The organism is Deinococcus malanensis, assembly GCF_014647655.1.
GTDB classification, from domain to species: domain Bacteria; phylum Deinococcota; class Deinococci; order Deinococcales; family Deinococcaceae; genus Deinococcus; species Deinococcus malanensis.
Map to the genome: position 1 here is coordinate 205,268 of NZ_BMPP01000005.1, position 25,255 is coordinate 230,522.

Consider the following 25,255-nt stretch of genomic DNA (forward strand, 5'->3'; position numbering starts at 1 on the left):
CAAATGAGGCCCTTGTGGATTCCCTACGCTGTAGCCGATGAAGGTCTGGGTGGCAGGGGTAGCGGCTGTGGCATTGCTGGGAGGCGCGCTGGCATTGGGTGCGGCTTCGCAGCCCACTGGAAAACTCGCGCCGGGTCTGCGTGTGGCCGGGGTAGAGGTCGGCGGGCTGACACGCGAGCAGGCCATCGCGGCGCTGGGAGCCCGCAGCGTCACCCCGCCCGAGGTCACCGTCAGTGCCGGCAGCAACACCTGGACCGTGGGCGCCGACCTGCTGGGCTGGCGGGCCGATACCGAAACCAGTGTCGCGGCAGCTGAGAAAGCCACTGCCGAGCGCGGGATGGTGGAACGCGTTCAGGACCTGCTGGGCCAGAGCAGCATGCAGGACCTGCCGCTGGTGGCCCAGGTGGACCCGGCGAAGGCCACGGCGACCCTCAGGCTCCTGACGGCTGATATGGATAGGCAGCCGCGCGACGCCAGCATCGTGTTCGACAAGACCAGCCTGAAGTACGTGGTCAGGCCCGAGCGCACTGGGGCGCAGGTGGAAGTGACCAGCGCCGTGAAAACCTACGTGGCCTCGCCAACCCTCAGTGCGCTGAAAGTTCCCGTTCGCGCGTTGAAGGCCAAAGTCACCGCCGCGGACCTGCAGCCCCACGTGGTCCAGGGCAATGCCCTGATGCGACCGTTCACAGCCAGACTGGACGGCACCGAGCGCAGCGGTGCACTGACAGCGTTGCAGGTGGCCAACCTGTACTGGGTGCGGGAAAACGGGATCGTCCCTGACGACAAGGCCCTCAAGGCCGCTTTCGGTGTCCTGACGAACCACGTGGACCAGCCGGCACGCAACGCCCGCTTTGCCCTCAGGGGCAAGGAATTTGTAAAGGTCAAGGAGCAGGCGGGCGTGGTGACCGACCGGCCCGTCTCCTACGCCGCGTTCCGCAAGGCCGTGCTGGACTCGGCGCACAAGGACGTAATATTTGCCAGCAAGGTCAGCAAGCCGACCCTGACCCTGGCTGCCCTGCCCGATCCCAAGAAGCTGGAGCTGATCACGGTGGGCCGCAGCACCTACTACGGCAGCAGCCCCGCGCGCCGGGTCAACGTGGCCAACGCCGCAGCCAAGATCCACGGTTCTGTCGTGGCTAAAGGGGAGACCTTCAGCTTCCTGGGCGCCCTGGGCAGCATCACCCCGGAAAACGGCTTTGTGGGAGGGCTGATTATCAGTGGGGGCCGCACCGTGGATGGTCTGGGCGGTGGGGTGTGTCAGGTCAGCACCACGGTCTTCCGGGCTCTGTACCAGGCGGGCCTGCCCGTGGTCGAGCGCAACCAGCACTCCTACCGCGTGGGGTACTACGAACCGCAGATCGGTTTTGAGGCAGCCGTGTATGACCCTGGGGTCGACCTCAAGATGAAAAACGACACTGGCGGGCCGTTGCTGATCAAGACCATCAACCACCCCGGCAAGAGCGTGCTCGAGGTGGAGGTCTGGGGCATCAAGCAGACGCGCAGGGTCATCGTCAGCCCCGCGACCATCCTGGCGCGAGTGCCGCATCCGCCGGCGCAGTACGTGTTCAATCCGCGTATGCGTGCCGGGGCCGTGCGACAGGTGGACTGGGCCCAGGACGGTTTCAACCTGTACATTACCCGGACCATCAAGGATGAGGGCACTGCACGTACCGACCGGGTGACCACCAACTACCGACCCTGGCGCGCAGTGTACGAGACCGGCCCGCGCGGCTGATCCGCCGCCTGCCTGGACCCGTGCCTCGCGGCGGCGGAGCGAAAGCAAGCTGCGTGGGGCTGCCCGCGTGTCTGGCCATGTCGTCCAGGTCAAGGGCTGAACTCATGCGGAACAAGCGCTCACAGCGGGACCGGGCCCCCATATTTCAGGGCCCGGCCTTAGGCTTGAGCTTCAGCTCTGAGGTTTGCGAATGGTCGCGAACAGCACGGCAAATACCAGCACCATGACCAGATAGGAGATCAGGGAGGCGGCCGGATTGAAGGTGGGGCTCAGGACATCTCCGGCAAATTTGTAGATGGCATACGGCACCGCCCAGCCCAGCCCGAACAGGGCCGCCCGCCGGCCGAAATCGCGCGTCATGGCGGCCTGAGGGAAAAACCGCATGGGGAGAATCATCGCCGGAATCAGCAGCAGCTGCGCCAGGTAAAACCACACCGGCAGCGTGTCAAACCCATACTGCACGCCGGCAAACACGATATTCAGCGCGCCGATCACGAGGCCAGTGATCAGTGCGGTCCGTAACAACATGGAATTCACGGGGTCATCTTTTCATGTGGCAGCCCGGAATAAGGTCAGGCAGGCACACCGGCGACCGGAACAAAGTGCTTGACCGTGGGGAACGGGTCATAGAAGTGATGCAGCAGCGCGCGCCACTGCTGATATTCGGGGCTGCCGCGAAATCCTTCTGTGTGGGCCTCCAGGGTTTCCCACCACACCAGCAGGGCGTAGCGGCGGTCATCTTCCAGGCACCGCTGGAGCTCGTGTCGGATGTAGCCGGGCATGCTCTGAATAATCCGCTGCGCTTCCCGGAACGCGGTCTCAAAGGCGGCGGCCTCACCGGGACGAATGGTCAGCAGGGCAATTTCAAGAATCATGATGAAGCCCTCCGGAGAACGCGCTCAGCGGGAAGAGATCTCAATTCCTGAGCCTTTTTCCTCGACGCGAAACCGGGTGGTCCACAAGGTAACCAGGCCTGAGTTCATGGTCTGCTCGGCCCGGCTGATCTCTGTGTACTTGCCGGAATACAGGGCGGCCCTGACGACCACTGGCCCTCCGCGGACAGGCCCTTTCCAGCGCAACACCGACTGATGGTTGACCTGTCTTTTGAGTTGGACCGCGGTCATATCCTGGGTCGAAAACGCCGCCGGGCCGTAAAGGGACTGAAGCTCCGATACGTTTTCGGCGGTTGGCCAGCAGTCTTTGTGGTCACAGCTGTAGGTCTGTGCAAACAGGACACGGGGGCCAGCCATAGCGGCGACCTTGATAAAACGGGACTCGGTTTTGCCCCGGTCCCCGGCCAGATGCAAATTGACGATTCTTGAACTGGGCGAACATGAAATCAGCGCCATACCGCACAAGAAAAGCGGCAGGCAGGGCCAGCGGGTCACCATACACTCTCCTTGAAACCGCCCCGGGGACCCGGGACCGGCTTGCGCACCCCAGGCAGGAGCACAGACAGGAGCGCATGCACGAGCATAGTCGCCCAGCGCCCGTCCGCGTGGCGAGTTTGCACAGCTGGCCGCAGGGAAGCAGGTTCGGAATGGGGTGAGGCTGCTGGGCAGCACGAGTCAGCCTGATGCCCAGGCGGCTGACCCTTCCCCTGGTCTTCAGATGCTGGTGGCTGTCACCGTGCGCGCCTTGCCCATGCCGGCCACGATCTGGTTCATCACGCGAATCCAGGCGCGGGCACTGGCTTCCACGATGTCGGTGGCCACGCCGGTGGAGTGCAGGCTGGTCTCGCCGTACCGCGCTCCGATGGCGACCTCGCCCAGGGCGTCGCCGCCCGAGGTCACCGCCTGAATCCGGTAGCTTTCCAGCGTGGGGTTCAGGCCGGTGATCTTGCTGATGGCCTGGAAGGCGGCTTCCACCGGACCGTCGCCGTGGGCGGTCGCGTCCACCGGACCGTCGGGGGTCGCCAGGCGCACGAAGGCGACGGGCGTCATGTTCATGCCGGACGTGATCTGGAAGCCCTCCAGCACGAAGGTCTGCGGCACGTCGCTGCGGCTTTCCACCAGTGCCCGCAGGTCGTCGGCGTGGATCTGGCCCTTGCGGTCGGCCAGGTCCTTGAAGCGCGCAAACAGCGACTTGACGCGGTCCTCGTCCACCTCGTAACCCAGGTCGGTCAGGGCCTTGCGGAAGGCGGCGCGGCCAGAGTGCTTGCCCATGACCAGCACGGCTGCCTCGCGCCCGACCAGTTCGGCGTTCATGATCTCGTAGGTCTCGCGCGCCTTGATTACGCCGTCCTGGTGGATGCCGGACTCGTGGGCAAAGGCGTTGTCTCCCACGATGGCCTTGTTGGGCTGCACCGGCATGCCGCTCAGGCGGCTGACCATCCGGCTGGCGCGGTACAGCTCGCGGGTGCGCACGCCGCTCTCAAACGGGTAGGCGTCACGCCGGGTGTGGAACGCCATGACCAGCTCTTCCAGGCTGGCGTTGCCCGCCCGCTCCCCGATGCCGTTGATGGTGCATTCGATCTGCCGGGCGCCGCCCTCGACCGCCGCGATGGAGTTGGCCACGGCCAGACCCAGGTCGTCGTGACAGTGGGCCGACAGGATCACATGGGCGGGCAGCTCACCTTTCAGGAACGCGAACAGCTCACGCATTTCGCGGGGGGTGGTGTAGCCCACCGTGTCGGGCACATTGATGGTGGTGGCGCCAGCGTCCACGGCGGCCCTGAAGATACGGGCCAGGAAAGCCCAGTCGCTGCGGGTGGCGTCCTCGGCGCTGAATTCGACGTCATCCACGAAGGAGCGCGCCAGCTGGACCGCCTCGATCGCCCGCTCTATCACTGCGTCCGGTTCCAGATTCAGTTTCTTGGCCATGTGGATTGGGCTGGTGGCAATGAAGGTATGAATCCGGGGTTTCTCGGCCAGTTCGACCGCCCGCGCCGCCGCTTCGATATCAGCCCGGTTGGCACGCGCCAGACCGGTAATGATCGGCCCGCGCACCTCCCGCGCAATCCGTGACACCCCTTCCAGGTCGCCTGGGCTGGCGATAGGAAAGCCGGCCTCGATCACGTCCACACCCAGGCGCGCGAGCTGATGCGCGATTTCCAGCTTCTGGCTGTGGTCCAGGGCCACACCGGGCGACTGCTCACCGTCACGCAGGGTCGTGTCGAAAATGCGGATGCGGGAGGGTTCAGGCTGGGTCATGGCAGGGCGCTCCTTGTCGGGATGCAGCAGGGTGAAAGAGGGCGGCAAAGAAAAAGCCCCGGAGGGGGTTCCTCCGGGGGGGTCTGGCCAGATCTTCTTCAGCCGCTCACTCCACCGGAGGAACGCCAAGAAGAAGACCGAAAGCGAACATGCGCCAACTGTACCCTCGCGTGGTATTCGGGGCACTCAGGTTGTCTGCACGCCTTGGCCCAGTACAGCTGGTCGGACGTGTGCTGGCGCGGATGCTCAGCAGAAACGTTAACGGCCAGGGCCGTTGTGGTCCGGCACGGTCCTTCAGAAAACTGTTATGGACGTTGCTCTAGGGTGAGGGCAGATCCGAAGCCAGAGCCCCAGGCCGGCTGTTTTCACGCTTATTCCGGGAGACTGTCCATGTCGAGCACACCCGGCCACCCGGCCGACCCTTCCACCATGCCACCCGAATGGGCCCAGGTCGATGCCCTGAACGATCAGGCGGACGCTGTGCTGACATCTTCCATGCACCGGGCGCAGGTGCTGGCGACCGAGGCTGGCGTGCTTGCGCGGCGCGTGGGATATGTGGCCGGTGACATCCGGGCTCAGATGCTGACGGGCTACGCCAATTACTTCCTGGGAAACTACCAGGAGGCGCGCGCTGCCTTTGAAGAGAGCGCAGCGCGCGCTGAGGCACTTGAGCTGACGACCGTGGTGGCCCGCTGCCTGAACGGGCTGGCCATCACCAGCGCAGTAACCGGCAACTACGGCCAGGCCCTCGAACAGCACCTGCGCTGCCTCAAACTGGTGCAGTCTGTTCACGATGACCTGGGGCGGGCCCGCACGCTGAACAATATCGGCAACCTGTATATCGACCTCAAGGAATATGACCACGCCCTCAGGCATCACCTTGACGCGCTGGAGATCGCCGTGCGTATCGGGCACCCGGTGCTGACCTCCAGTGCCTCCATCAACGCGGCCATTGATCACCACGAACTGGGGCGCTACGAGGAATCCCTGCGGCTGAACGAAGCCACCCTGCAGCAGGCCCGGCAGGCGGGCTACCGTCAGCATGAGTGCCTGCTGCTGGCCAACATTTCTGCCAACCTGCTGCAACTCGGGCGGCTGGACGAGTCCCTGACGCTGAGTGCCCAGGGCATTGCGGCGTCCGAGGAACTCGGCGAACGGGAAAACCTGTGCGAGCTGCTGCTCACGCGCGGGCGGGTTCTGACGGCGCTGGGCCAGCAGGACGAGGCACACAGGTGCGTTCAGGACGCCCTGGAATTGGCCCAGACCCTTAAAACCACCAAACGCGAGAATGAGGCCCATCAGGCCCTGTCTGCCGTTCTGGAGGCCCGGGGCGAGTACCGGCAGGCGCTATGGCACTCCCGTCAGCACGAGGCTATCGAGCGCTCGCTGCATGCTGACGTGCTGGAGCACAAGACGCAGGTTCTGGCCGCACAGTTGCAGCTCGAACGCCTGGAGCACCGCACCGCCGAGGAGCGTCTGCGCAACATCGAACTGGCCCATGCCAATGAGGCCCTTCAGCAGGCCCAGGAGCGTCTGGCTTACCAGGCTGGTCACGACGCACTGACCAGCCTGATGAACCGCGCGGCTTTCGAGTCCATGCTGCAGGCCGCCGTGCAGGGAACGCAGGACACCATGGGCGTGCTGTTTATCGACCTGGACCATTTCAAGCAGGTCAACGACACGCTGGGGCACCCGGTCGGTGACGCCCTGCTGGTGCAGGTGGCCCAGCGCCTGCGCCAGTGCGTGCGCGACGGTGACCTGGTGGCCCGGCAGGGCGGGGACGAATTCACGGTGCTGCTGCGCAACGTTCAGGAGCATGAGGCCGCCGAGCGTGCGGCCCGGCGCATCCTCGACGCCCTGAGTGCCCCGGTGGAACTGGCCGGACGACAGCTGATCGTGACCGCCTCAATTGGCATCGCGCTGTTTCCGCAGGACGGTACCGATGTCACCACCCTTCAGAAAAACGCCGATCTGGCCATGTATCTGGCCAAGCGGGACCGGCGCAGCGTGCGCCGCTTCGAACCGGCCCTGAGTGCCGCCGCCGCCGAGCGGCTGGATTTTGAGCAGGACCTGCGGGCGGCCATCAGCAGTGATCAGCTGCGGCTGCATTACCAGCCGATTGTCAGGGCCGGGACGCTCTTGCCCGTGGCGGTCGAGGCCCTGGTCCGCTGGCAGCACCCCACGCTGGGTCTGCTGCCGCCCGGCCGCTTCGTGCCGCTGGCCGAGGAAAGTGACCTGATCCTGCACCTGGGTGCGTGGGTGCTGAACGAGGCGTGCCGGCAGATCAGGCTGTGGCGCCAGCGCTGGCCGGAGCTGCGGGTCAGTGTGAACGTGGCACCGCGCCAGATCACCCAGCCGGACTTCGTGGCGTTTGTCGAGCAGACGCTGCGCGCCCACGGCCTTCCCCCAAGTGCCCTGGACCTGGAAGTGACCGAAAGCGCGGTCATGGACGATGAGGGCCTGCAGCAGTACGAGGCGCTGCTGGAAGCCGGGCTGCGGATCGCCATCGACGACTTTGGTACCGGCTATTCCAGCATGAGCCGGCTGTTCCGGATGCCTGCACAGATCCTGAAAATCGACCGCTCACTTATTACCGGTCTGGTGGAGCCGGGGCTGGGCGGGCGCTCGACCCGGCCGCTGGTCCGCGCCATGGTTGCTGTCGCCCGGGAGTCCGGGTGGCAGATCGTGGCTGAGGGCGTCGAGAATGCCAGTCAGCTCCGCGAACTGCGGAGGCTGAACTGTGATCAGGTACAGGGATACCTGCTGGCCCGTCCGGTGGCGCCGGCCGAAACGGAACTGTGGCTCGGCGAGTCCGCCGAGAGGCTTCAGGCTGTGGCCATGCCGTCCGTGCTCTGATTCCGGAGTGGCGCGGGCCGATGATCCACTCCTTACCCCACCCTGCAAAGGAGGCTTCAGGATGGCTAAGGCATGGGTCGGAAGGGCCGGTGCTACAGTACGGTTGTGCCTGTCACAGCGTCTTTTCCGCTCCAATATGCGGATTCCTCAGTCAAGAGCGCCCCGCCTGCGCCGGCGTGTGATGATGTCTTGCTGCTCCGGGAGGCTCTGAAAATGGCCTTTGCTGGCAGCCGAGGCCAGGGCGCAGAGAGCGGCTTCTGACCTCGGCTGTTCTGCCCCTGAACCAGGACACCGTTCTGGGCCTGACCCGCGAGCTTGCCGCCGGAGTGGTCCGGGACCACGCGGCGCAGGTTGATCAGGAAGCAGTCTGGCCGGAGCACGGTCTGCGGGCCCTGCAGTCTGCGGGTCTGGGTGGCCTGGTCGTTCCGGTTGAACACGGGGGGCTGGGCCATGGCCTGCATACCCTGACGCGGCTATGCGAGATCCTGGGCCGCGAGTGCGCCTCGACGGCCATCACCTTCGGCATGCATCATGTCGGAGCGGCGGTCATCGCGGCCAAGGTCACACCGTGGCAGCGCACCCAGTACCTGGAGCCCATCGTGGCAGGCCGTCACCTGACGACGCTGGCGCTCAGTGAGCCCGGCACCGGCGCGCATTTCTATTACCCTCAGCTTCAGCTGGACCCGGCCCCGGACGGGTCGTTCCGCGCCACCGGCACCAAGGTGTTTGTGACCAACGGCGCCCATGCCGACTCGTACGTGGTGTCGGCACGTTCGGACAGCGCGGACCTGGGAGACTTCTCCTGCTTCGTGCTGCCTGAGGGCACGGAGGGCATGACCTGGGGTGAACCCTGGTCTGGACTGGGTATGCGCGGCAACTCGGCCCGGACGCTGCACCTGGAGGGGGTCAATGTTCCTCAGACGCAGCTGCTGGGCGCTGTCGGTGACCAGATCTGGTACGTCTTCAATGTCGTTGCGCCGTACTTCCTGATGGCCATGACCGGTACCTATCTGGGTGTGGCCGACGCGGCCCTGAACGCGGCCATCACTCACCTGCGCCAGCGCTCGTACACCCACAGTGGTCGTACGGCCGCCCAGGAAAGCGTGCTGCAACACCGTGTCGGTGCCCTGTGGGAGACGCTGGAACGCACCCGTCAGCTGGCTTACGCGGCGGGCCGGGCCGGGGACGCGGGCGACAGCAGCGCCCTGCCTGCCCTGCTGTCGAGTAAGTCGGCAGTTGCCGATACGGCTGTTCAGGTCGTGAACGACGCGATGGGCCTGATGGGTGGCATCAGCTACCGTGACGGCAACGACATGGAGCGGCATCTGCGGGATGTGCGGGCCGCGCCGGTGATGTCGCCGACCACCGATCTGCTGCGTATCTGGACCGGCCGAGTTCTGCTGGGACAGCCGCTGCTTGGAGAGTAGGCCTTGATCCTTGCCTACGGTTTCGCCATGACCGCAGCTCCGGAGCTGACCTGGGCGGCCAGCCTGGATGAACTGACCATCATGGCGCGGCAGTGGGCTGGACAGGTGGAAGCTGCCCTGATCGGCGGGCAGGATGGCAGCGCCCTGCGCGCGGTGCAGCGGGTACATGCCGCGGACCGGTCCATAGCCGTGCTGCTGGTCGGTGATGACGCCAGTCGGGACGCGCTGATGCGGCAGCTGATGTTCACGCCGCAGATTGGTTCAGATGTGCAGTGGGTTGCCCTGTCGCCGGACGCGGACCTGAGCCAGGCCGCGCAGCAGGCGGCCCAGCGCACCCGGACCCGGCGGCAGCTTGGGCGGCTGGTGGCGCGCACCAATGCCCAGCTGGCCCCTCCTGCGTTGCCGGCACCCGCACCCTTCCTGGAGCACCTGCTGGATCAGGCGCCGTTGGGTGTCGTGACCCTGAACGGATCAGGGCAGGTGGAAAGCTGGAACCCGGCGGCAAGCCGTCTCCTGCCGGGGCTGCACCCAGGGCTGGCACTGAGGGAACTGCTGCCGGGCCTGCCATCTTCCGGTGGGCAGGCGGTCCGGCTGGAGCATGGCCTCGGTAGCGGAGCGCGCCGGGTCCTGCGTGCGCACGTCAGCGCCATGAGCCGCCCTGGACAGACGGTGGGACAGCTGGTGCTGCTTGAGGACATCACCCCCTACGTCCACGCTGAGGAAGCCCGGGAGGCAGCTCAGGAAGAATTGCGAGCCCTGAACGCCACACTCGAGGCCCGCGTCGCGCAGCGGACCCTGGCTCTGGAACAACAGGCCCTGGCCCTGCAGCGTTCTAACGCGGAACTTGAGCGTTTTGCCTACATCGCCAGCCATGACCTGCAGGAGCCGCTGCGCACCATCACCAGCTTTACGGAGCTGTTTATGGCCCGGTCGGGTGACCAGCTTGACGCCCGTGCGAGACACTACCTCCACTTTGTTCAGGACGGCAGCGCCCGCATGAAAGCCCTGATTGATGATCTGCTGGCCTTTTCACGCCTGAATGCCGAGCGGCCACCCCCGCGTCTGGTGGATACCGGCGAACCTGTGCAGGAGGCCCTGGCCCGGCTGGCAGACCGCATTGCAGTCTCCGGTGCGCGGGTGGAGGTGGGGCCGCTGCCAGCCATTACTGGTGACGCCCCGCAACTGGCCCAGCTGTTCCAGAATCTGATCAGCAACGCACTGAAGTTCCAGCGGCCGGGAGTGCCCCCGGAAGTACGGGTCACTGCCATATCCGAGGGCGAGTGGTGGCGCTTCCGTATCCACGACAACGGCATTGGCATCGAGCCGCAGTACTCCGACCGGATCTTCGTGATGTTCCAGCGGCTGCATGGCCGGGAAGTATACGAGGGTACCGGTCTGGGGCTGGCGATCTGCCGCAAGATCGTCGAGGCGCATGGAGGCAGCATCGGCGTCGAGAGTATTCCTGGTAAGGGCAGTACCTTCTGGTTTACGTTACCGGCGGTGGGGTCTGCTGAAGCGGTAGCGGTTTCAGGCTGAACCGGCAGAGAGCCTGAACTTCGCACCGCAGCCCGGCAGGCATCAATCCGCAGAATGGGGCCGCCAGGCGGCAACGCTTCTGGCGGCTCCAGGTCACAGCAGGGCTGCGGTGTCTCTGGCCCGAGCATGAAGTCCGGAACCATGGCACTCCCGAACAGTCGTGACAGGGCTACTGGGTTGAAGCCGTCTGCGCCGGAAGAATATAGATCGTGTCCAGCCCCCACGGCTGAGGCTTGGCCGGGAACGATTGCGTGCGCCACACCAGATAGCGGTCAATGGCGTCCTCGCCGAGAACCACGTTTTTGTACGGGGCAGGAGACCAGCGGACGCCGGCTGGGGCGTCGGCGTCGGCAACGGCAATCAGACCTCCCTGACCCAGCAGATCACTCAGCCTGGCGGTGGGCGCGTAGCCGTCCTTGCACCAGAACATGACCCGCGCGCCCTGGTCGGCAAGCGTCTGGATGTTGGGAATCCGCGCCTTCAGGAATGTGTCCAGGTCATAGACCTTCATGTTGACGTCGCGCTTGTACAGGTAATCGGCTTTCAGGGTCACCACCTGTGCCTGAGGCTGCGACGAGGCCAGTGCGGCGTCGCTGACCGTGGCGCGGGCCAGCGCGCCGACCTTGAGCACAGCCAGCTGGTGGGCCTTGCCGGGTGTGGCAGGGGCAGCGTACCCGGATGAGCCGAGGCACAGGGCACTGATGCACAGTGTTCCCAGCGTGAGCGAAGCCAGGAGAGAAGACGGACGTGAAGACAGGGTGGGCATGGCTTTCCTCCGATGGTTTGGTTTCAGCCGGGCTTGTGATCAAGCTCCGAGCTGCGCACGAAACCATAGCCCAGCACTGCCGCGCTGCAAGGAAGATTTCAGCTGGAGTCCTCCCCGGCAGCCGTGAATGCCTGGAACTCAGGACAGCAAAAGAGGAGGCAGCGTTACCACTGCCTCCGACCCAGCTGCGGCACAGGCTGCTGGCCTTGCGTCAGACTTCCAGTTCCTTCTTGGAAATAAACGGCATCATGTCGCGCAGTTCCTTGCCGACCGTTTCCAGCTGATGGTCACGCATCTTGCCGCGCTGCTCGTTCATGAACGGGAAACCGTTCTCCGCGTCCTGAATAAAGCGCTCGGCGAATTTGCCGGTCTGAATGTCCGACAGCACGTTTTTCATCTCGGCCTTGGTCTGCTCGGTGACCATGCGCGGCCCGGTCACGTAGTCACCGAACTCGGCGGTGTTGGAAATGCTGTGGCGCATGCCTTCAAAGCCCTTTTCGTAGATCAGGTCCACGATCAGCTTGACCTCGTGCAGCGTCTCGAAGTAGGCGATTTCCGGCTGGTACCCGGCCTCCACCAGGGTCTCGAAGCCGGCCTGGATCAGGTTGGTCACCCCGCCGCACAGCACGCTCTGCTCGCCGAACAGGTCGGTTTCGGTCTCTTCCTTGAAGGTGGTTTCCAGCACGCCCGCGCGGGTGCAGCCGATACCACGCGCGTAGGCCAGCGCGATGTCTCGTGCCTGCCCGCTCGCGTCCTGCGCCACGGCGAAGATGCCAGGCATGCCGGCGCCGTCGGCGTACACGCGGCGCAGCATGTGCCCGGGGCCCTTGGGCGCCACCAGAAACACATCCACGCCCGTGGGCGGCTTGATACGCCCGAAATGGACGTTGAAACCGTGACCGAAGGCCAGCGCCTTGCCCTCGGTCAGGTGCGGGGCGATGTTTTCTTCATACACCCTGGGCTGGTTCTCGTCGGGAATCAGCAGCATAACCACGTCGGCCTCGCGGGTGGCGTCCTCGATGCTGGCCACCCGCAGCCCGGCCTGCTCGGCCTTGGCACGGCTGGCGCTGCCTTCTCGCAGCCCCACCACAACGTTCAGGCCGGTGTCGCGCAGGTTCTGGGCGTGGGCGTGTGCCTGGGACCCGTACCCGATAATGGCAATCAGTTTGTTCTCGATGGGGGAGAGGGAAACGTCGCGGTCATAGAACATTTTTGCGGCCATGCTGGATTCTCCTACAGGAAAGTGATTTCAGTGAGATTGTCGGCTAGAGGGGAGCGCCGTGGGCTTTTAAAACAGGTTGGGCACGCCTCTGGCCTTTTCTTCACGCGGTTCAACGGCCGGAGTCAGCGCAGCCGAATCCCCGGAGTACACCTGGCCCGGAATGTCGGCGTTACTGCCACGCGTCAGCGCCACCCGGCCGGTGCGCATGGTCTCCAGAATGCCGAAGGGGCGCATCTGCTCGATAAAGGCCGTGATCTTGCCTTCGTCTCCGGTGACCTCAAAGGTCAGGGCGTGGCGGCCCACATCCACGATGCGGCTACGGAAGTCCTCGGCGATCTGGCGGACCTCTACCCGGCTTTCGGGCGTGAGGCTGACCTTGACCAGGACCATCTCGCGGTCCACGTACTTTTCCAGGCCGTGGTCGATGATGCGCACCACGTCGTGCAGCTTCTCCAGCTGCTTGATGGCCTGCTCCACCACCCCGCGGTCCCCGCTGACCACGATGGTCATGCGGCTCACCCCCGGGTGCTCGGTGTTGCCCACGCTGAGGCTGCGGATGTTGTAGCCACGCCGCCCGAACAGCGCGGTGATCCGTGTCAGGACGCGCGGCTCGTCGCGTACCAGAATAGAGATCAGGTGGTCCTGCGGCTGGGAATACTCGCTCATGCTCGCTTCGCCTCCTCGGCATCCTGAACTGCTGTCTGCCCGGCAGACTCGGTCACACGCGGCGGCTCGGTCTCGATCATCTCGAACAGGGCCGCACCTGCTGGCACCATCGGGAAGACTCCATGCTCGTTGGGCACCACGACCTCCAGCAGGGCGCTGCGTGGGTCATTCAGCCACGCGTCGATGGCACCTGACAGCTCTTCAGCACTGCTGGCGCGGTAGCCGGGCACGCCATAGGCCTCGGCCAGCTTCACGAAATCCGGGTTGCTGTCGCCCAGCCAGACCTCGCTGTAGCGCTTCTCGTGAAACAGTTCCTGCCACTGGCGCACCATGCCCAGGAAGCTGTTGTTGATGATGCAGATCTTGACGTTGCGAATGTCGTACATCTTCAGCGTGGCCAGTTCCTGCAGGGTCATCTGAAACCCGCCGTCGCCAGCGATGACCACGCTGCGCACGTTGGGTTCGGCCATGCCCGCCCCGATGGCGGCCGGAAAGCCGAAGCCCATGGTGCCCAGCCCACCGGAATTGATCCAGCGGCGCGGCTTTTCAAAGCGGACCAGCTGCGCGGCCAGCATCTGGTGCTGCCCCACGTCGCTGCTCAGGATGTCGTCCGGGCCCAGCCGGTCGACCACGGCCTTGACCGCATAACCCGCACCCCAGTGCTCGGGCGTGACAGTGCGAGATTTCCATTCCTCGATCTGGGCGCGCCACTCGGGGCGTTCGAGTTTCTGTGCGCCGTCCATCAGGGCCAGCGCAGCTTCGCGGGCGTCGGAGCGCACCGGCAGGTGCGTGCGCACGATCTTGCCGATTTCGGCCGCATCGAGTTCCACATGAATAATGCTGGCTTTCGGGGCAAAACCGTTCACCCGACCAGTCACCCGGTCATCAAAGCGCAGTCCCACACCCAGCAGCACGTCCGCCTCGCTGATGGCGCGGTTGGCGGCCACGCTGCCGTGCATGCCTGGCATGCCTAGCCACAGTGGATCGCTGGACGGAAACGACCCCAGGCCCATCAGGGTGGTGATCACCGGAATGTCCCAGGCGCGCGCCAGAGCCGTCAGTTCAGGCGCAGCGTCCACTGTACCGCCGCCCAGCATCATCACCGGGCGCTGGGCACCACGCAGCATGTCCTGGGCGCGGGCCACCACTTCGGGAAGTGGCCGGGGAGCCTCAGGGCGGGCGTGGGGCGCGGGAATCTCACCGGCATAGGGGGCCAGCTGGATGTCCTTGGGAATGTCTACCAGCACGGGTCCCGGGCGGCCACTACGGGCAATCCGGATGGCCTCGGCAATCACACGGGGCAGGTCTTCGACCTCGCGGACCACGTAGTTGTGCTTGGTGATGGGCAGGGTGATGCCGGTGATGTCCGCTTCCTGGAAGGCATCAGTGCCCATCAGGTGCCGGGCGACGTTGCCCGTGATGGCCAGCAGCGGCACGCTGTCAAGCATGGCGTCGGCCAGACCCGTCACCAGATTGGTGGCCCCGGGCCCCGAGGTGGCAATACAGACCCCGATCTCGCCGGTGGCCTTGGCCCAGCCTTCTGCAGCGTGAATGGCGCCCTGCTCGTGGCGCGCCAGCACATGGCGGACCTCCGGGTAGAAGGTCAGCGCGTCATACACCGGCATGATCGCCCCGCCGGGGTAGCCGAATACCGTGGTGATGCCATGGTTGGCCAGCGTCGCCCAAAGCGCTCCTGCACCCGTCATGTTCCCGCGGCCGTCATCTGGCCCACTCGTCTGCCCCATCTGTGCCCTCCCTATGAAAAACCCCCGCCACTTTGGGCGGGGGGTGCGTGCGCGGCGCTAACGCCTAGCCTCGGACTCCCCCGATGCTAAGAATTACGACCACAAGGTTCGCACTCATGGGTCCACCTTAGGGGCTGTAGTGCAAAGACTGACATTTGCGTCTAGATAGGAGGGGCACAAGGGCCCGCCTGTGCCCCGCGTCCGGAGAATGAAAAAGCCCCCGCCAAGGACGGGGGGAAGATCAGAATTATGACTCAGCCGCGGAATTCGCGGTCACTGAAATCGTCGCGGGTGCGGCCCTGGCCCTGGGTGCCCTGGCTGCGGCCGCCCTGACCGCCGCTGCGGTTACCGCCACGGCTGTCACCACGACCGGCGTCACCACGCTCGCCACGGCTCCAGCGTCCCTGGCCCTGACCACCCTGTCCGCCGCTGCGGTTACCACCACGGTAGCCACCCTCGTCACGGTAGCCACGGTTTCCGCCGCCCTGGTAGCCACCTTCACGGCGCTCACGGACAGCCTGCTCGAACAGTTCGGGCAGTTCCTGGGCCACCTCGATCTGGATCTCGCCTTCGAGGGGGTTGGCGGCCATCAGCTTCTGTACGAACTCGCTGGGAACGTCGGCCACGGTGCCGCCGCGCCACTGACGGACCTTGCCCAGACGGCGGGTATCCACATCGCCGGCACGCGCCAGTAGGGCCACGGTGCGCGCGATGCTCATGCGCTCGCCGTGCAGGATCAGGGTGGTCAGACCTTCCTCACCGCTGAGCAGGCTGGCGGCCTTGGTGGGCTCGGTGACACCACTGATCTTGGCCAGGGCCCGCGTCAGGGCTTCGAGGCCCAGTTCGCTGAACAGACGCTCGGCTTCGGCCTGGAAGCTAGCGGCCACACCACTGTCCACCTTGCGCACCATGTCGGCGCTGGTCTTGGCACTTGCCGCCTGCACTTCCTTGGGGGTAGGCAGGGGGCGCTCGATGAAACGCACGCCGGTGATGCGCTCCAGCCCCATCACTTCACGGTTCTCGCGGTCACCGTACATGATGATCGCGGTGCCGGTGCGCCCGGCGCGGCCAGTACGGCCAGAGCGGTGCACGTAGCTTTCCGGGTCCTGGGGCAGGTGGTACTGCACCACCAGGTCGACTTCGGGAATGTCCAGGCCGCGCGCGGCCACGTCGGTGGCGACCAGCACGCCTACCCGGCCGCTGCGGAAGGCACCCAGGGCGCGCTCACGCTGGCTCTGGGCGAGGTCGCCGTGCAGCGCCTCGGCTTCCAGGCCGCGGTGGATCAGTTCGTTGGCCAGTTCGTCGGCCTCGCGCTTGGTCCGCGTGAATACGATGGCTTTTTCGGGGTTGTAGATGGTCAGCAGATCAGCCAGCACGCGGGTGCGGCTGCGGCCCACCTTGACCTTGAGGTGCTCAACCGTCTGGGCAGCCTGGCTCTTGCCTTCGCCCACCATGTCCACGATGACCGGCTCGCGCAGGTAGTTACGGGACAGACGGTTAATGTCATTGTTCAGCGTGGCACTGAACAGCATGGTCTGACGACTGTCGGGGGTCTTCTGAAGGATCGTCTCAATGGCGTCGGCAAAGCCCACGCTGAGCATCTCGTCGGCCTCGTCGAGCACTGCAAATTCCACGGCGCTGAGGTCCAGGTTGCCGCGTTCCAGGTGGTCGATCAGACGGCCGGGAGTACCCACGACCACGTCCACGCCACGGCGCAAGGCATTCTCCTGCGGCGCGTAGCTGGCCCCACCATAAACAGTCACGGTGGTCAGACCTACGCCGCTCTTGCTGAATTCCTCAGCAACCTGCTTGGCCAGTTCGCGGGTCGGGGCGACCACGATGGCGCGGGGGGGACGTGCACGTTCACGGCTGGGTTCAAGCTTCTGAATAATCGGCAGGGCGAAGGCCAGCGTCTTGCCTGTGCCCGTACGGGCGCGGCCAATCATGTCCCGGCCCGCAAGGGTCAGGGGGAGGCTTTCAACCTGGATGGGGCTGGCTTCGGTGATACCACGTTCGGCGAGACGCGCCGCGAGTTCGGGCGCAATCAGTTGATCAAAGTTCATTTGTAGTCCTTTCGGGAAAGTCCCCTGTAGAACTCCAAACGCCTTCAATCCTTGAAAGCTCGTCCTTGAGTGAGGGGGCACTCTCCAGCCTTGCGGGTCTTTCCCGCAGGGCGCACGAATAGAAATAATACACCATTGGACCTGAGTTTGCAAGTGCAGAACTGCAGCGTGAGTCCGACTCTCTGGAATGGAGATCCACCAGCAGCGCCGAAGTTCTCAGCGTGGTGGCGCTGACCCGGAGCGAACCTGCAAGCGTTGGGATTTCCCAGGCTGGCAGGTTCCAATCAGCCCGAGTCGGCAAGGCCAGGACCAAAAAGGGCCAGGGAACACCACGGCCCCAACCGCCTGGGTCCATGGTCGGCTGAGGGAATTGTTCATAGCTCTGTTTGTGGCCTGGGCGCAGCTTGTCGGAGTCCTACTCTGACCGGGGCTCCTCCTCCATGGCAGCGGGCATGGATCCCCCCAGGGCAATCCAGGCACTCAGCAGGTCGTCGGGAGCCGGGGCGTGCAGGTGAAGCATACTGCCAGTCAATGGATGAGGAATGGTCAGGAAATGTGCGTGCAGGGCGTGCCGGGGCATGGTTTCACTGGGGCGGCCGTAAACCGGGTCTCCCAGAATCGGGCTGCCGAGGTGGGCCAGGTGAACCCGGATCTGATGGGTGCGGCCTGTGCGGGGCTGGGCGCGGACCAGTGCCAGTGTGCGGCCGTGACCGTCAGGGTGCGCTGCCAGGGGTGTTAAGAGGGTCTGCGCCTCACGGGGGTGCGCGCCGCCGACTGTCATCTTCTGCCGCTGCACCGGATGCCGGCCGATCGGTGCATCTACCCGCACCGGGCCGTCGGCGCGCCACTGTCCGGCGGCAATGGCCAGATAGGTCTTGCTCGTCTCCCGGTCCTTGAACGAGGCGGCCAGCCGGGCGTGCGCCTCGACCGTTTTGGCCACCACGATCACGCCGCTGGTGTCCTTGTCCAGCCGGTGCACGATGCCAGGGCGGTAGCCTGAGTCGCCATCGAAGTCCGGCTGCTCGGGCAGCGGCATGCGGCCCAGCAGGGCGTTGACCAGGGTGCCGCTGAGTACCCCTGGAGCAGGGTGGGTCACCATGCCCGGCGGCTTGTTCACAGCAATCAGGTGGTCGTCTTCGTAGATCACGTCCAGGGGCAGGTCCTCTGCCTCCACGCGGGCGTCCGGCAGCGGGGGAGGAGTAACGTCGAGCCGCTCGCCTCCGCGCAGTTTCAGGCTTGCCTTGGTGACAGGCTGGCCTTCTACCTGCACATGCCCGCCCGCGATCCAGCCGGCCACCTGGGAGCGGCTGGCGCCGGACAACGCAGCCAGCACGGCGTCCAGACGACCCGTTGTGGCGCTAAAGCTGAGCAGGGACGACACGGCAGGAAGTGTACTGCTCCGGACAGTTAGAGGCGGCGGTGTGCCTGTTCTTGGGAGCCCAAAGCCACCAGCCGGTCTGCCAGCTCGTCCACGGAATACACCGAGGAGTCCAGCTCGATATCAGCACTGGCGCGCAGCAGCGGTTCGACCACCGCGACGTGTTCCAGGATCAGGGCGCGCTCCTCCGGACTCTTGCCATAGGGATTGCCGGTCCGTTGAGCGATCCGCTGGAGGAGGACCGGCAGAGGTGCGCTCAACAGCACCACGTGATCGAAGTGGTCATAGAACCTGCCCTGATTGGTCTTGCAGCCGCACACGAAGAGGGGACCTGCCCTCTGCCGGTCAAGCAGCGCCCGCATCTGGTTCTCGCGCCACACCCAGTCCGGGCTGCCCTCTTCGTCTTCAGACCACTCGCTCCACTCGTCACTGTCAGTGTCGATGGCCCGCAGTCCACGGGCCGCGAGTTCGCCGATCAGGGTCGACTTGCCGCTGCCAGACATGCCGGTAATCAAAATGCTGGCCATGCCGCTCACCTCAGCCAGTCCTCGCCAATCTCCTCGACCGCGCGGCCGCCCACGTCGTCTACCTCGTCACGTCGGGTGGCCCAGGCGGGGAAGGGGTAGTTGATCAGCACCGGATTGGGCACGTCCGGCTGGCTGACCAGCATGGTGCCGGGTTGCAGAATTCCGGCGCGGCCCCGGAAACTCTGCGGCAGGAAGCGGTATTCGGGCCGCTCAGCCTCCGCCAGATCCAGCCGCCCGACCACCCGGATGGCCGAGTTGCTGACGATGCGCCGTTCGACCTCGCTGGCCGTCTGCTGCGCGCCGATCAGGATGATGCCCAGTGAGCGGCCGCGCTCGGCGATGTCGAGCAGCACATCCTTGATTGGACTGGCGCCCTCACGCGGGGCATATTTGTTCAGCTCGTCCAGGACCACGAAAACAGTGTCCTGACGGCCATAGCGCTCCTTGTGCTCAAACAGGTTACGCAGCAGCACGCCGACCACGAAGCCCTGTGCATGTGCCCCCAGTTTGTGCAGATCCACGACACTGGTCTGCACGCCGCGGCGCAGGATGTCGGGGCGGTAACGCTCGGCCTGCGCGGCATTCAGATCCCCGCGCACCAGCGGCGAGAGGTGCTTCTGCACGCCGCGCAGCCGCCGCACGAAGGCGCGCAGGGTGCCCTGGTTCTGTTTCAGGACCCACTTCGGATCGCCCTCGCCGTCGTTCTGTTCCAGCAGCTTGTATTCCAGGTATGAGATCAGCTGGGAGAAGGTCTGGAGGCGGGTCTTGCCCATCTCGTCGAAGCGCACGTCCTCGTCAATCAGAACGTCGGGCTCAGGCTGCCAGTCGTCAACGGTCAGATAGGGAACACTGTCGCCGGCGGCCAGACGGGCCAGCTTCTCCTCGATATTGCCGATCACGAAACCCAGGTTCAGGCTGCTGCCCGCATCCGAGAACACGTAGGGCAACATGCGTCCGGCGCAGAATTCGCGCAGGGTGAACACGAAAGGCAGGACGCCCTCGGAACGCTGTTCCACGTCCGGCACGATGGCGTCGCCCGTCCCGCCCCTGGGCGGCGCCAGGAACTGCACGTCCCTGAAGGGCTCGACCGGCAGGTCCAGACGGGAATAGCGGCCCTGGGCCCAGCCCTTGCGGCCCTGCACCCCGCCTTCCTTCTCGGCCACGCGGCGGTTGGGCTGGTCCAGAAACAGCAGATCCTCACCCTTGACGTTGAAGATCAGGGCGCGGGTGTTGTGTCCTTCTCCACGCTGGTTGAGCACACCCCCCCGGAAGATGCTGTGCAGCAGAAACAGCGCGTAGCTGGTCTTGGTCGCCACACCTGAGATGCCGCTGATGTTGATGTGCCCGCCGCTTTCCCCGTTGACGAACTGATAGTTGATGGGCAATACCTGGCCGTCGGCCAGCAGTCCGCCGGCAAAGGCGTAGTCCATCTTGTCGGCGCTGAGGGCCAGGCGCAGGCTCTCACCCTGGGCATGGCGCACCTCATCGCCGGGCTGGGGCGGAATAAAGTCCTCCGGATCCACGCGCGTGACCAGCACCCGGGCGGCGTAGCTCACGCTGGCCGGCAGCAGCCCGGCCACCACGTCCTGCACGTCGCTGTCGAAGCTCACACCCTCATGTCGGGTGCGGACATGGTCCACGATGCCGTAGAAGTGCACCGGGGAGCCGTCTGGCTTGGTGGTGCGGACCGCCACGAGGTCGTCCATCTGCACGCTGGCGCCGGAAAGCACCGCGAACCAGAACGAGACTGGCGTGGCGTCCTCGGTGCCCAGCACCATGCCGATGCGGGCCGGGCCCGTGCCGCCGGGGAAGGACGCACTCACGCCAGCACCTCATGGCCCAGCTGCTGGGCGATGTGCGCGCGGATGCGCCGGGTGACCAGTTCCGGACTGCCCATGGCCCGGCCCATGGCCAGCTCCAGGGCCGCCGTGGGAATCAGGTTCTGCGGCGCGCGCGGGTCCTTGTGGGCCGTGCTTCCCAGGCGGCACAGCAGCGTGCCCGACAGGTTGGCCACGGCCCGGACAATTGGCGGCAGGAAGTCGGGTTCTTCCGGGGCGTACATCTCCAGGCGCATCACGCCACTCATGGGGTGCTGGTAGAAGGACGCCTCGCACAGCCGCACATACCAGGTAAAGCGGGTGGTTTTGCCGGTTTCGGACTTCAGGTGCATGATCGGGGTGCGCTCGCCGGGCTTCAGGGCACTCAGCAACCCCACCCGGTCGGCCCCGAGGTATTGCGTCTGCATGGTCTTGACATAACCCACGACCGCGCCGCTGTATTTTGCTCCGCCCCGGCGCAGCGTGCCGTCCTGCAGGGTCAGGGCGCTCAAGGTCTCGCGGTCGTCCATCTCATCGAAGGGAACCTGCGAGGCCAGCCCGTGGGACAGCTGCTGTTCCTCGTGCAGCATGACGCTCTGCAGCTTGTGCAGGGGTGCGAGCGGTTCGGCACTGTCGGTCTCGACCGGCGTGTACTGCAGCTGACCGGTGTGCGGGTCACGCGGCGACAGCGAGCAGGGGTCCAGGCGCAGCCCCGGAGGATGGGCCAGCACGCGGCGTGCCCGGACATCCATCAGTTCGGCCTGCCTGGACCCGTGGGGGCACAGCCGTACCGCACCGACCACATATGCGCCAAAAGCGCCCAGTCCGGCCGTACCCTGGTCATCCTCGATAAACACGCGCGATTCCATGCGCCGCTTGCCGTCCACCACGTAGACCGTGCGCAGCTGCTCGGGCAGGGGGCGGGCGGGAATGGCGGCCCAGCGCGGGGTCTCGATATCAATCAGCACGCCTCCGAAGTCCTTGAACCCCAGCTGCCCATCCTCCATATCCACTGGCCAGGGGTCGAGACGAATCCGCATGCCCGGCATTCTACGCCCAGGGCAGAATCCGTGGTGTTCAGTCAGGCGCGGCTTTCAGGCCAGCAGGTCCAGGGCATCAAGCACCACGCTGGCGTGGGCCTCGACCGTCAGGGCATGATCGCGGTTGTAGCCGCCGGCCATCATGGTCACGACCGGCACCCCCGCCGCCCGGGCCCAGCCCAGGACCGCACGGTTGCGCTCATGCACACCGGAGAGCGTCAGGGCAAAGCGTCCGAAGCGGTCGCCGGCCAGCACGTCGGCGCCCGCCAGATACAGCAGCAAGTCAGGCCGGAAGGCGTCCAGGGCAGGCAGGGCCCGGGTACGCAGCACATCCAGGTACTGGGCGTCGGTGATGCCGTCTCCCAGGCCCAGGTCCAGCGAACTGTGCTCCTTGCGAAAGGGGTAGTTGCGCTCTCCGTGAATGCTGAGAGTAAAGGCGCGCGCCTCGGCGCCCAGCAGCGCGGCGGTGCCGTTGCCCTGATGCACGTCCAGGTCCACCACCGCCACCCGCCGGGCCAGTCCCTCGTCCAGGGCGATGCGGGTCAGGATCGCGGCGTCGTTGACCAGACAGAAGCCCTCGGCGCGGTCACGGAAGGCATGATGGGTGCCGCCGGCCAGATTGGCGCCCCAGCCCACGGCCAGGGCGTCGTGAAGCGCGGCCAGGCTGCCTCCCGCAGCGCGGCGGGCGCGCTCGACCACGCCCGCCGACCAGGGCAGGCCGAAGGCGCGCTCCTCGGCCCGGTCCACCTCGCCTCGCCTCCAGCGGCGCAGCCACAACGGGTCGTGCACCCGCCCGGCGTCGGCCCAGGACAGGGCCGGGGTGTCCAGCACCGGCAGGAGTCCCTGCAGCCGCTCGCGCACCCCGGCGTATTTGTAGTACGGGAAGCGGTGCCCGTCGGGCAGCGGAAAACCGTAATCCGCTGGGGAATAGGCGCGAAACGGATGGCCGGAGGCGGGCAGGGTCACGGGCCCAGTCTGCCGTGTCTCAGGCCTGCAGGCGGGGAAGTGGGGGCGTAGGCACCACCGAGGCGCTCTGCAGGGTCCAGCGTCCCCCGCGGCGGTCACGCGCCAGCGGCTGGTGCGCCCCGTCCAGGTGAATCATCCGGAAGCGCCACAGCTGTGTGCTGGTCTGGTCGCTGTCCACACGGACCAGCACGGCAGGGATTACGGTGACGGCCGCGTCGGTGTCGTAGCCGGGGAGCAGGCTGAACGTCAGAAGCCCTGGCGGATAGGCCTGGCGCAGTTCAGCTGCCTCGGGGCGCTGACCGGCCCGCAGGGGCAGCGGCATGTGACGGGCCATCAGCGCGTACTGGCGGCTCTGCCACCTGCGCAGCCAGTCACGAAGCGCCATCTGCGGCGTCACGTAGCCACGGCGTGCTGCTTCAATGTTCAGTACCCGGTCCATCGTCCTGCCCTCCGGCTGCCCAGCATGCCGCCCCGGAAGCTGTCCTGGACAGGTCCAGATGGCTTAAGGCCGGCTGGGGGCCACGGCTTACCCCTGATCACGCAATTCACGCAGCAGCCAGAAACCCACGCCGTCGAGCGAGATCATGAACAGCAGCGTGCTCAGGGCGCCCGCCCACTCACCCCGGCCAGCCTGCATGATCAGGGCAAAGACGCCGCCCAGATTGATACTGATCAGCATCAGGATCAGCAGTCCCAGCAGCATGGTCAGCTCGCCTGCAGCAGGACGAGCAGTTCGCCGTGCAACGTCCCGTTCGTGGCGACAATCATTTCGCCGTAGGGCGTGTTCTCGCCGCTGCCATCGGTGACCCGGCCGCCCGCTTCAAGCAGGATCAGGCTGCCGGCCGCACTGTCCCAGCGTTTGAGGCCCAGTTCCCAGTAGGCGTCCATGCGCCCGCAGGCCACGTTGCACAGGTCCAGCGCCGCTGCACCGGGGCGCCGCACCGGCACGCCCAGCCGGAGCAGTTTGGCCACATGAACCAGATTGCGCTCGCCGCTGCTGTCGTAGGGAAAGCCGGTGGCCACCAGGGCCGGACTTGTCAGGCTGGGGGTCTGGCTGACGCGGATGGGTGTGCCGTTAAGAAGGGCTCCCTGTCCCTGGACGGCAGTGAACAGCTCATCCCGGGTGACGTCATACACGGCTCCCACGGCTGGTATTCCGCGAACCTCAAGTGCAACGGACGAGCAGAACACCGGATACCCGTGGGCATAATTCACCGTGCCGTCCAGCGGATCTACCACCCAGCGGAACTCACTGTCGCCCTGCTGGCCCTCTTCCTCCCCCAGCACGGCGTGCTCGGGGTATGCCGCAGCGATGATCTCCCGGATTACGCGCTCGGCCTCCCCGTCCACCTCGGTGACCAGATCGGCATAGGTGCTCTTGGTGCGGATCGTCTGCACGCGTCCCAGGTGGGCTGCATGCACCTCACCTGCTGCCCTGGCAGCCTGCACAGCAACCTCTCGTGCCCGGATCAGGCTTCTGGCGTCAGTCATAGCGGCAGTGTAAAGGGCGCCCCGCTGATGGAGTCAGCGCGGCGCCCTGGAACAGGTCGGAACTTACTTCTTGTTGTTGGGACGCTCAGGCTTGGTGGGGCGTTCCTGCTTGGCGGCCTTTTCCTGCTCCTTCTCCTGCTCCTTGGCCTTCTCGGCTTCAGCTTTGGCGCGTTCCTTCTCGGCTTCGGCTCTGGCTTTGGCTTCAGCCTTCAGGCGCTCGGCTTCAGCCCTGGCCTTCTCAGCCTCTGCCTTGGCTTTCTCGGCTTCGGCCTTGGCGGCAGTGGTTGTGGTCGTCGTAGTTGTCGCGCTGGGAGCCTTGGCCATGCGGTTGACAATGGCGCTCAGCGGCAGAGAGGCGACCTTGCCGTTAGGCTGGGTCCACTGCAGCTTGATGGCGCCGGGCTTGGACAGGTCGCGGGCCAGAGTGAGGTTGGTGACCGTGCCGTTGGGTGCCGTGGCGCGCACGGTGGTGGCGTCGGCCAGGGTAGCCGTTCCGGTCAGGGTGACCGTGCCGTCCGCATTCAGTGTTCCGATGACGGTGCCGCTCGCGTTCAGCAGCAGAACCTTGCCGCCCGAGGCCAGGAAAGCCTTCAGGGCGTCCATTTCACTCTTCACGGAAGCAGGCAGCGTTCCGGGAACCGACACCGTGGTGGTCGTGGGAGTGGTCGTGGTCTGCGCGAAGGCGGAACCAAGAAGCAGGGCGGACAGAATCAGGAATTTGGACATGTGCTGCACCTCCAATATGGGTTGCATTCAACCCTAGCTGACGAATCTGATGTGAATCTGTGTGGAAGGGGTGAGGCATCTCACAGATGGGTCAGGGCCAGATCAGCAACCGGTCCAGCTCCGGCACGATGCTACGCTGCCG

22 protein-coding genes are annotated in these 25,255 nt (G+C 65.7%); 4 read left to right on the plus strand and 18 right to left on the minus strand.

All coding sequences use genetic code 11. From position 1 onward, the window contains the following. Window positions 1-37: 37 nt before the first annotated feature. Window positions 38-1,735, plus strand: a complete 1,698-nt coding sequence (locus IEY49_RS07870) for a VanW family protein (protein ID WP_189006324.1) — start codon at window positions 38-40, stop codon at window positions 1,733-1,735. 171 nt (window positions 1,736-1,906) lie between these two features. On the opposite strand, the gene IEY49_RS07875 is transcribed toward IEY49_RS07870, so the two are convergent. From IEY49_RS07875 to IEY49_RS07890, 4 genes are all read right to left on the minus strand, one after another. Next, a complete protein-coding gene (locus IEY49_RS07875) occupies window positions 1,907-2,263 on the minus strand; it encodes a hypothetical protein (RefSeq protein WP_308424646.1) in 357 nt (118 codons plus the stop codon). Between the two features lie 44 nt (window positions 2,264-2,307). Then, complete coding sequence (locus IEY49_RS07880) at window positions 2,308-2,610, minus strand: antibiotic biosynthesis monooxygenase family protein (RefSeq protein WP_189006330.1); 303 nt, start codon at window positions 2,608-2,610, stop codon at window positions 2,308-2,310. Between the two features lie 24 nt (window positions 2,611-2,634). Further along, window positions 2,635-3,126: a hypothetical protein gene (locus tag IEY49_RS07885; RefSeq protein WP_189006333.1), complete on the minus strand. Its 492-nt coding sequence runs from the start codon at window positions 3,124-3,126 to the stop codon at window positions 2,635-2,637. Window positions 3,127-3,342: 216 nt separating this feature from the next. Beyond that, on the minus strand, window positions 3,343-4,887 hold the full coding sequence (locus tag IEY49_RS07890; protein ID WP_189006335.1) for a 2-isopropylmalate synthase: 1,545 nt from the start codon (window positions 4,885-4,887) through the stop codon (window positions 3,343-3,345). A 390-nt stretch (window positions 4,888-5,277) separates the two neighbouring features. Here IEY49_RS07890 and IEY49_RS07895 point away from each other — a divergent pair, with 390 nt between their 5' ends. The 3 genes from IEY49_RS07895 (at window position 5,278) to IEY49_RS21400 (ending at window position 10,706) form a co-directional block, all read left to right on the plus strand. Further along, window positions 5,278-7,743 (plus strand): EAL domain-containing protein, encoded by a 2,466-nt coding sequence (locus IEY49_RS07895; protein ID WP_189006337.1) that lies wholly within the window; start codon window positions 5,278-5,280, stop codon window positions 7,741-7,743. Window positions 7,744-8,045: 302 nt separating this feature from the next. Continuing rightward, the gene (locus IEY49_RS07900) at window positions 8,046-9,170 is read left to right on the plus strand and encodes an acyl-CoA dehydrogenase family protein (protein ID WP_268239016.1); all 1,125 of its coding nucleotides are present in this window, start codon (window positions 8,046-8,048) and stop codon (window positions 9,168-9,170) included. A 27-nt stretch (window positions 9,171-9,197) separates the two neighbouring features. Continuing rightward, window positions 9,198-10,706 carry a sensor histidine kinase gene (locus IEY49_RS21400; protein ID WP_229780695.1) on the plus strand — a complete coding sequence of 503 codons (1,509 nt, stop codon included), beginning with the start codon at window positions 9,198-9,200 and terminating at the stop codon, window positions 10,704-10,706. Window positions 10,707-10,875: 169 nt separating this feature from the next. On the opposite strand, the gene IEY49_RS07910 is transcribed toward IEY49_RS21400, so the two are convergent. The 14 genes from IEY49_RS07910 to IEY49_RS07975 form a co-directional block, all read right to left on the minus strand. Continuing rightward, on the minus strand, window positions 10,876-11,472 hold the full coding sequence (locus IEY49_RS07910) for a hypothetical protein (protein ID WP_189006340.1): 597 nt from the start codon (window positions 11,470-11,472) through the stop codon (window positions 10,876-10,878). A gap of 211 nt (window positions 11,473-11,683) precedes the next feature. Beyond that, window positions 11,684-12,694, minus strand: a complete 1,011-nt coding sequence (gene ilvC, locus IEY49_RS07915) for a ketol-acid reductoisomerase (protein ID WP_189006343.1) — start codon at window positions 12,692-12,694, stop codon at window positions 11,684-11,686. 66 nt (window positions 12,695-12,760) lie between these two features. Next, entirely contained in the window at window positions 12,761-13,360 is a 600-nt protein-coding gene (gene ilvN, locus IEY49_RS07920; RefSeq protein ID WP_189006359.1) for an acetolactate synthase small subunit, read from the minus strand. Continuing rightward, a complete protein-coding gene (ilvB, locus tag IEY49_RS07925) occupies window positions 13,357-15,105 on the minus strand; it encodes a biosynthetic-type acetolactate synthase large subunit (protein ID WP_189006362.1) in 1,749 nt (582 codons plus the stop codon). Before ilvB ends, ilvN begins: the two co-directional genes overlap by 4 nt. A gap of 254 nt (window positions 15,106-15,359) precedes the next feature. Further along, window positions 15,360-17,168: a DEAD/DEAH box RNA helicase gene (locus IEY49_RS07930; protein WP_189006365.1), complete on the minus strand. Its 1,809-nt coding sequence runs from the start codon at window positions 17,166-17,168 to the stop codon at window positions 15,360-15,362. Between the two features lie 415 nt (window positions 17,169-17,583). After that, window positions 17,584-18,549: an RluA family pseudouridine synthase gene (locus tag IEY49_RS07935; protein ID WP_189006368.1), complete on the minus strand. Its 966-nt coding sequence runs from the start codon at window positions 18,547-18,549 to the stop codon at window positions 17,584-17,586. 26 nt (window positions 18,550-18,575) lie between these two features. Continuing rightward, a complete protein-coding gene (locus tag IEY49_RS07940; RefSeq protein ID WP_189006371.1) occupies window positions 18,576-19,073 on the minus strand; it encodes an ATP-binding protein in 498 nt (165 codons plus the stop codon). 5 nt (window positions 19,074-19,078) lie between these two features. Next, the gene (locus tag IEY49_RS07945; RefSeq protein ID WP_189006581.1) at window positions 19,079-20,851 is read right to left on the minus strand and encodes an ATP-binding protein; all 1,773 of its coding nucleotides are present in this window, start codon (window positions 20,849-20,851) and stop codon (window positions 19,079-19,081) included. 41 nt (window positions 20,852-20,892) lie between these two features. Continuing rightward, on the minus strand, window positions 20,893-21,939 hold the full coding sequence (locus tag IEY49_RS07950) for a DNA double-strand break repair nuclease NurA (protein WP_189006374.1): 1,047 nt from the start codon (window positions 21,937-21,939) through the stop codon (window positions 20,893-20,895). Window positions 21,940-21,984: 45 nt separating this feature from the next. Then, the gene (locus tag IEY49_RS07955) at window positions 21,985-22,896 is read right to left on the minus strand and encodes a histone deacetylase family protein (RefSeq protein ID WP_189006377.1); all 912 of its coding nucleotides are present in this window, start codon (window positions 22,894-22,896) and stop codon (window positions 21,985-21,987) included. A 19-nt stretch (window positions 22,897-22,915) separates the two neighbouring features. Further along, window positions 22,916-23,335: a hypothetical protein gene (locus IEY49_RS07960; protein WP_189006380.1), complete on the minus strand. Its 420-nt coding sequence runs from the start codon at window positions 23,333-23,335 to the stop codon at window positions 22,916-22,918. 87 nt (window positions 23,336-23,422) lie between these two features. Then, window positions 23,423-23,599 carry a hypothetical protein gene (locus tag IEY49_RS07965; protein ID WP_189006383.1) on the minus strand — a complete coding sequence of 59 codons (177 nt, stop codon included), beginning with the start codon at window positions 23,597-23,599 and terminating at the stop codon, window positions 23,423-23,425. Between the two features lie 2 nt (window positions 23,600-23,601). Then, a complete protein-coding gene (locus tag IEY49_RS07970; RefSeq protein ID WP_189006386.1) occupies window positions 23,602-24,387 on the minus strand; it encodes an inositol monophosphatase family protein in 786 nt (261 codons plus the stop codon). Between the two features lie 63 nt (window positions 24,388-24,450). Further along, entirely contained in the window at window positions 24,451-25,113 is a 663-nt protein-coding gene (locus tag IEY49_RS07975; RefSeq protein WP_189006389.1) for a hypothetical protein, read from the minus strand. Window positions 25,114-25,255: the final 142 nt, after the last annotated feature.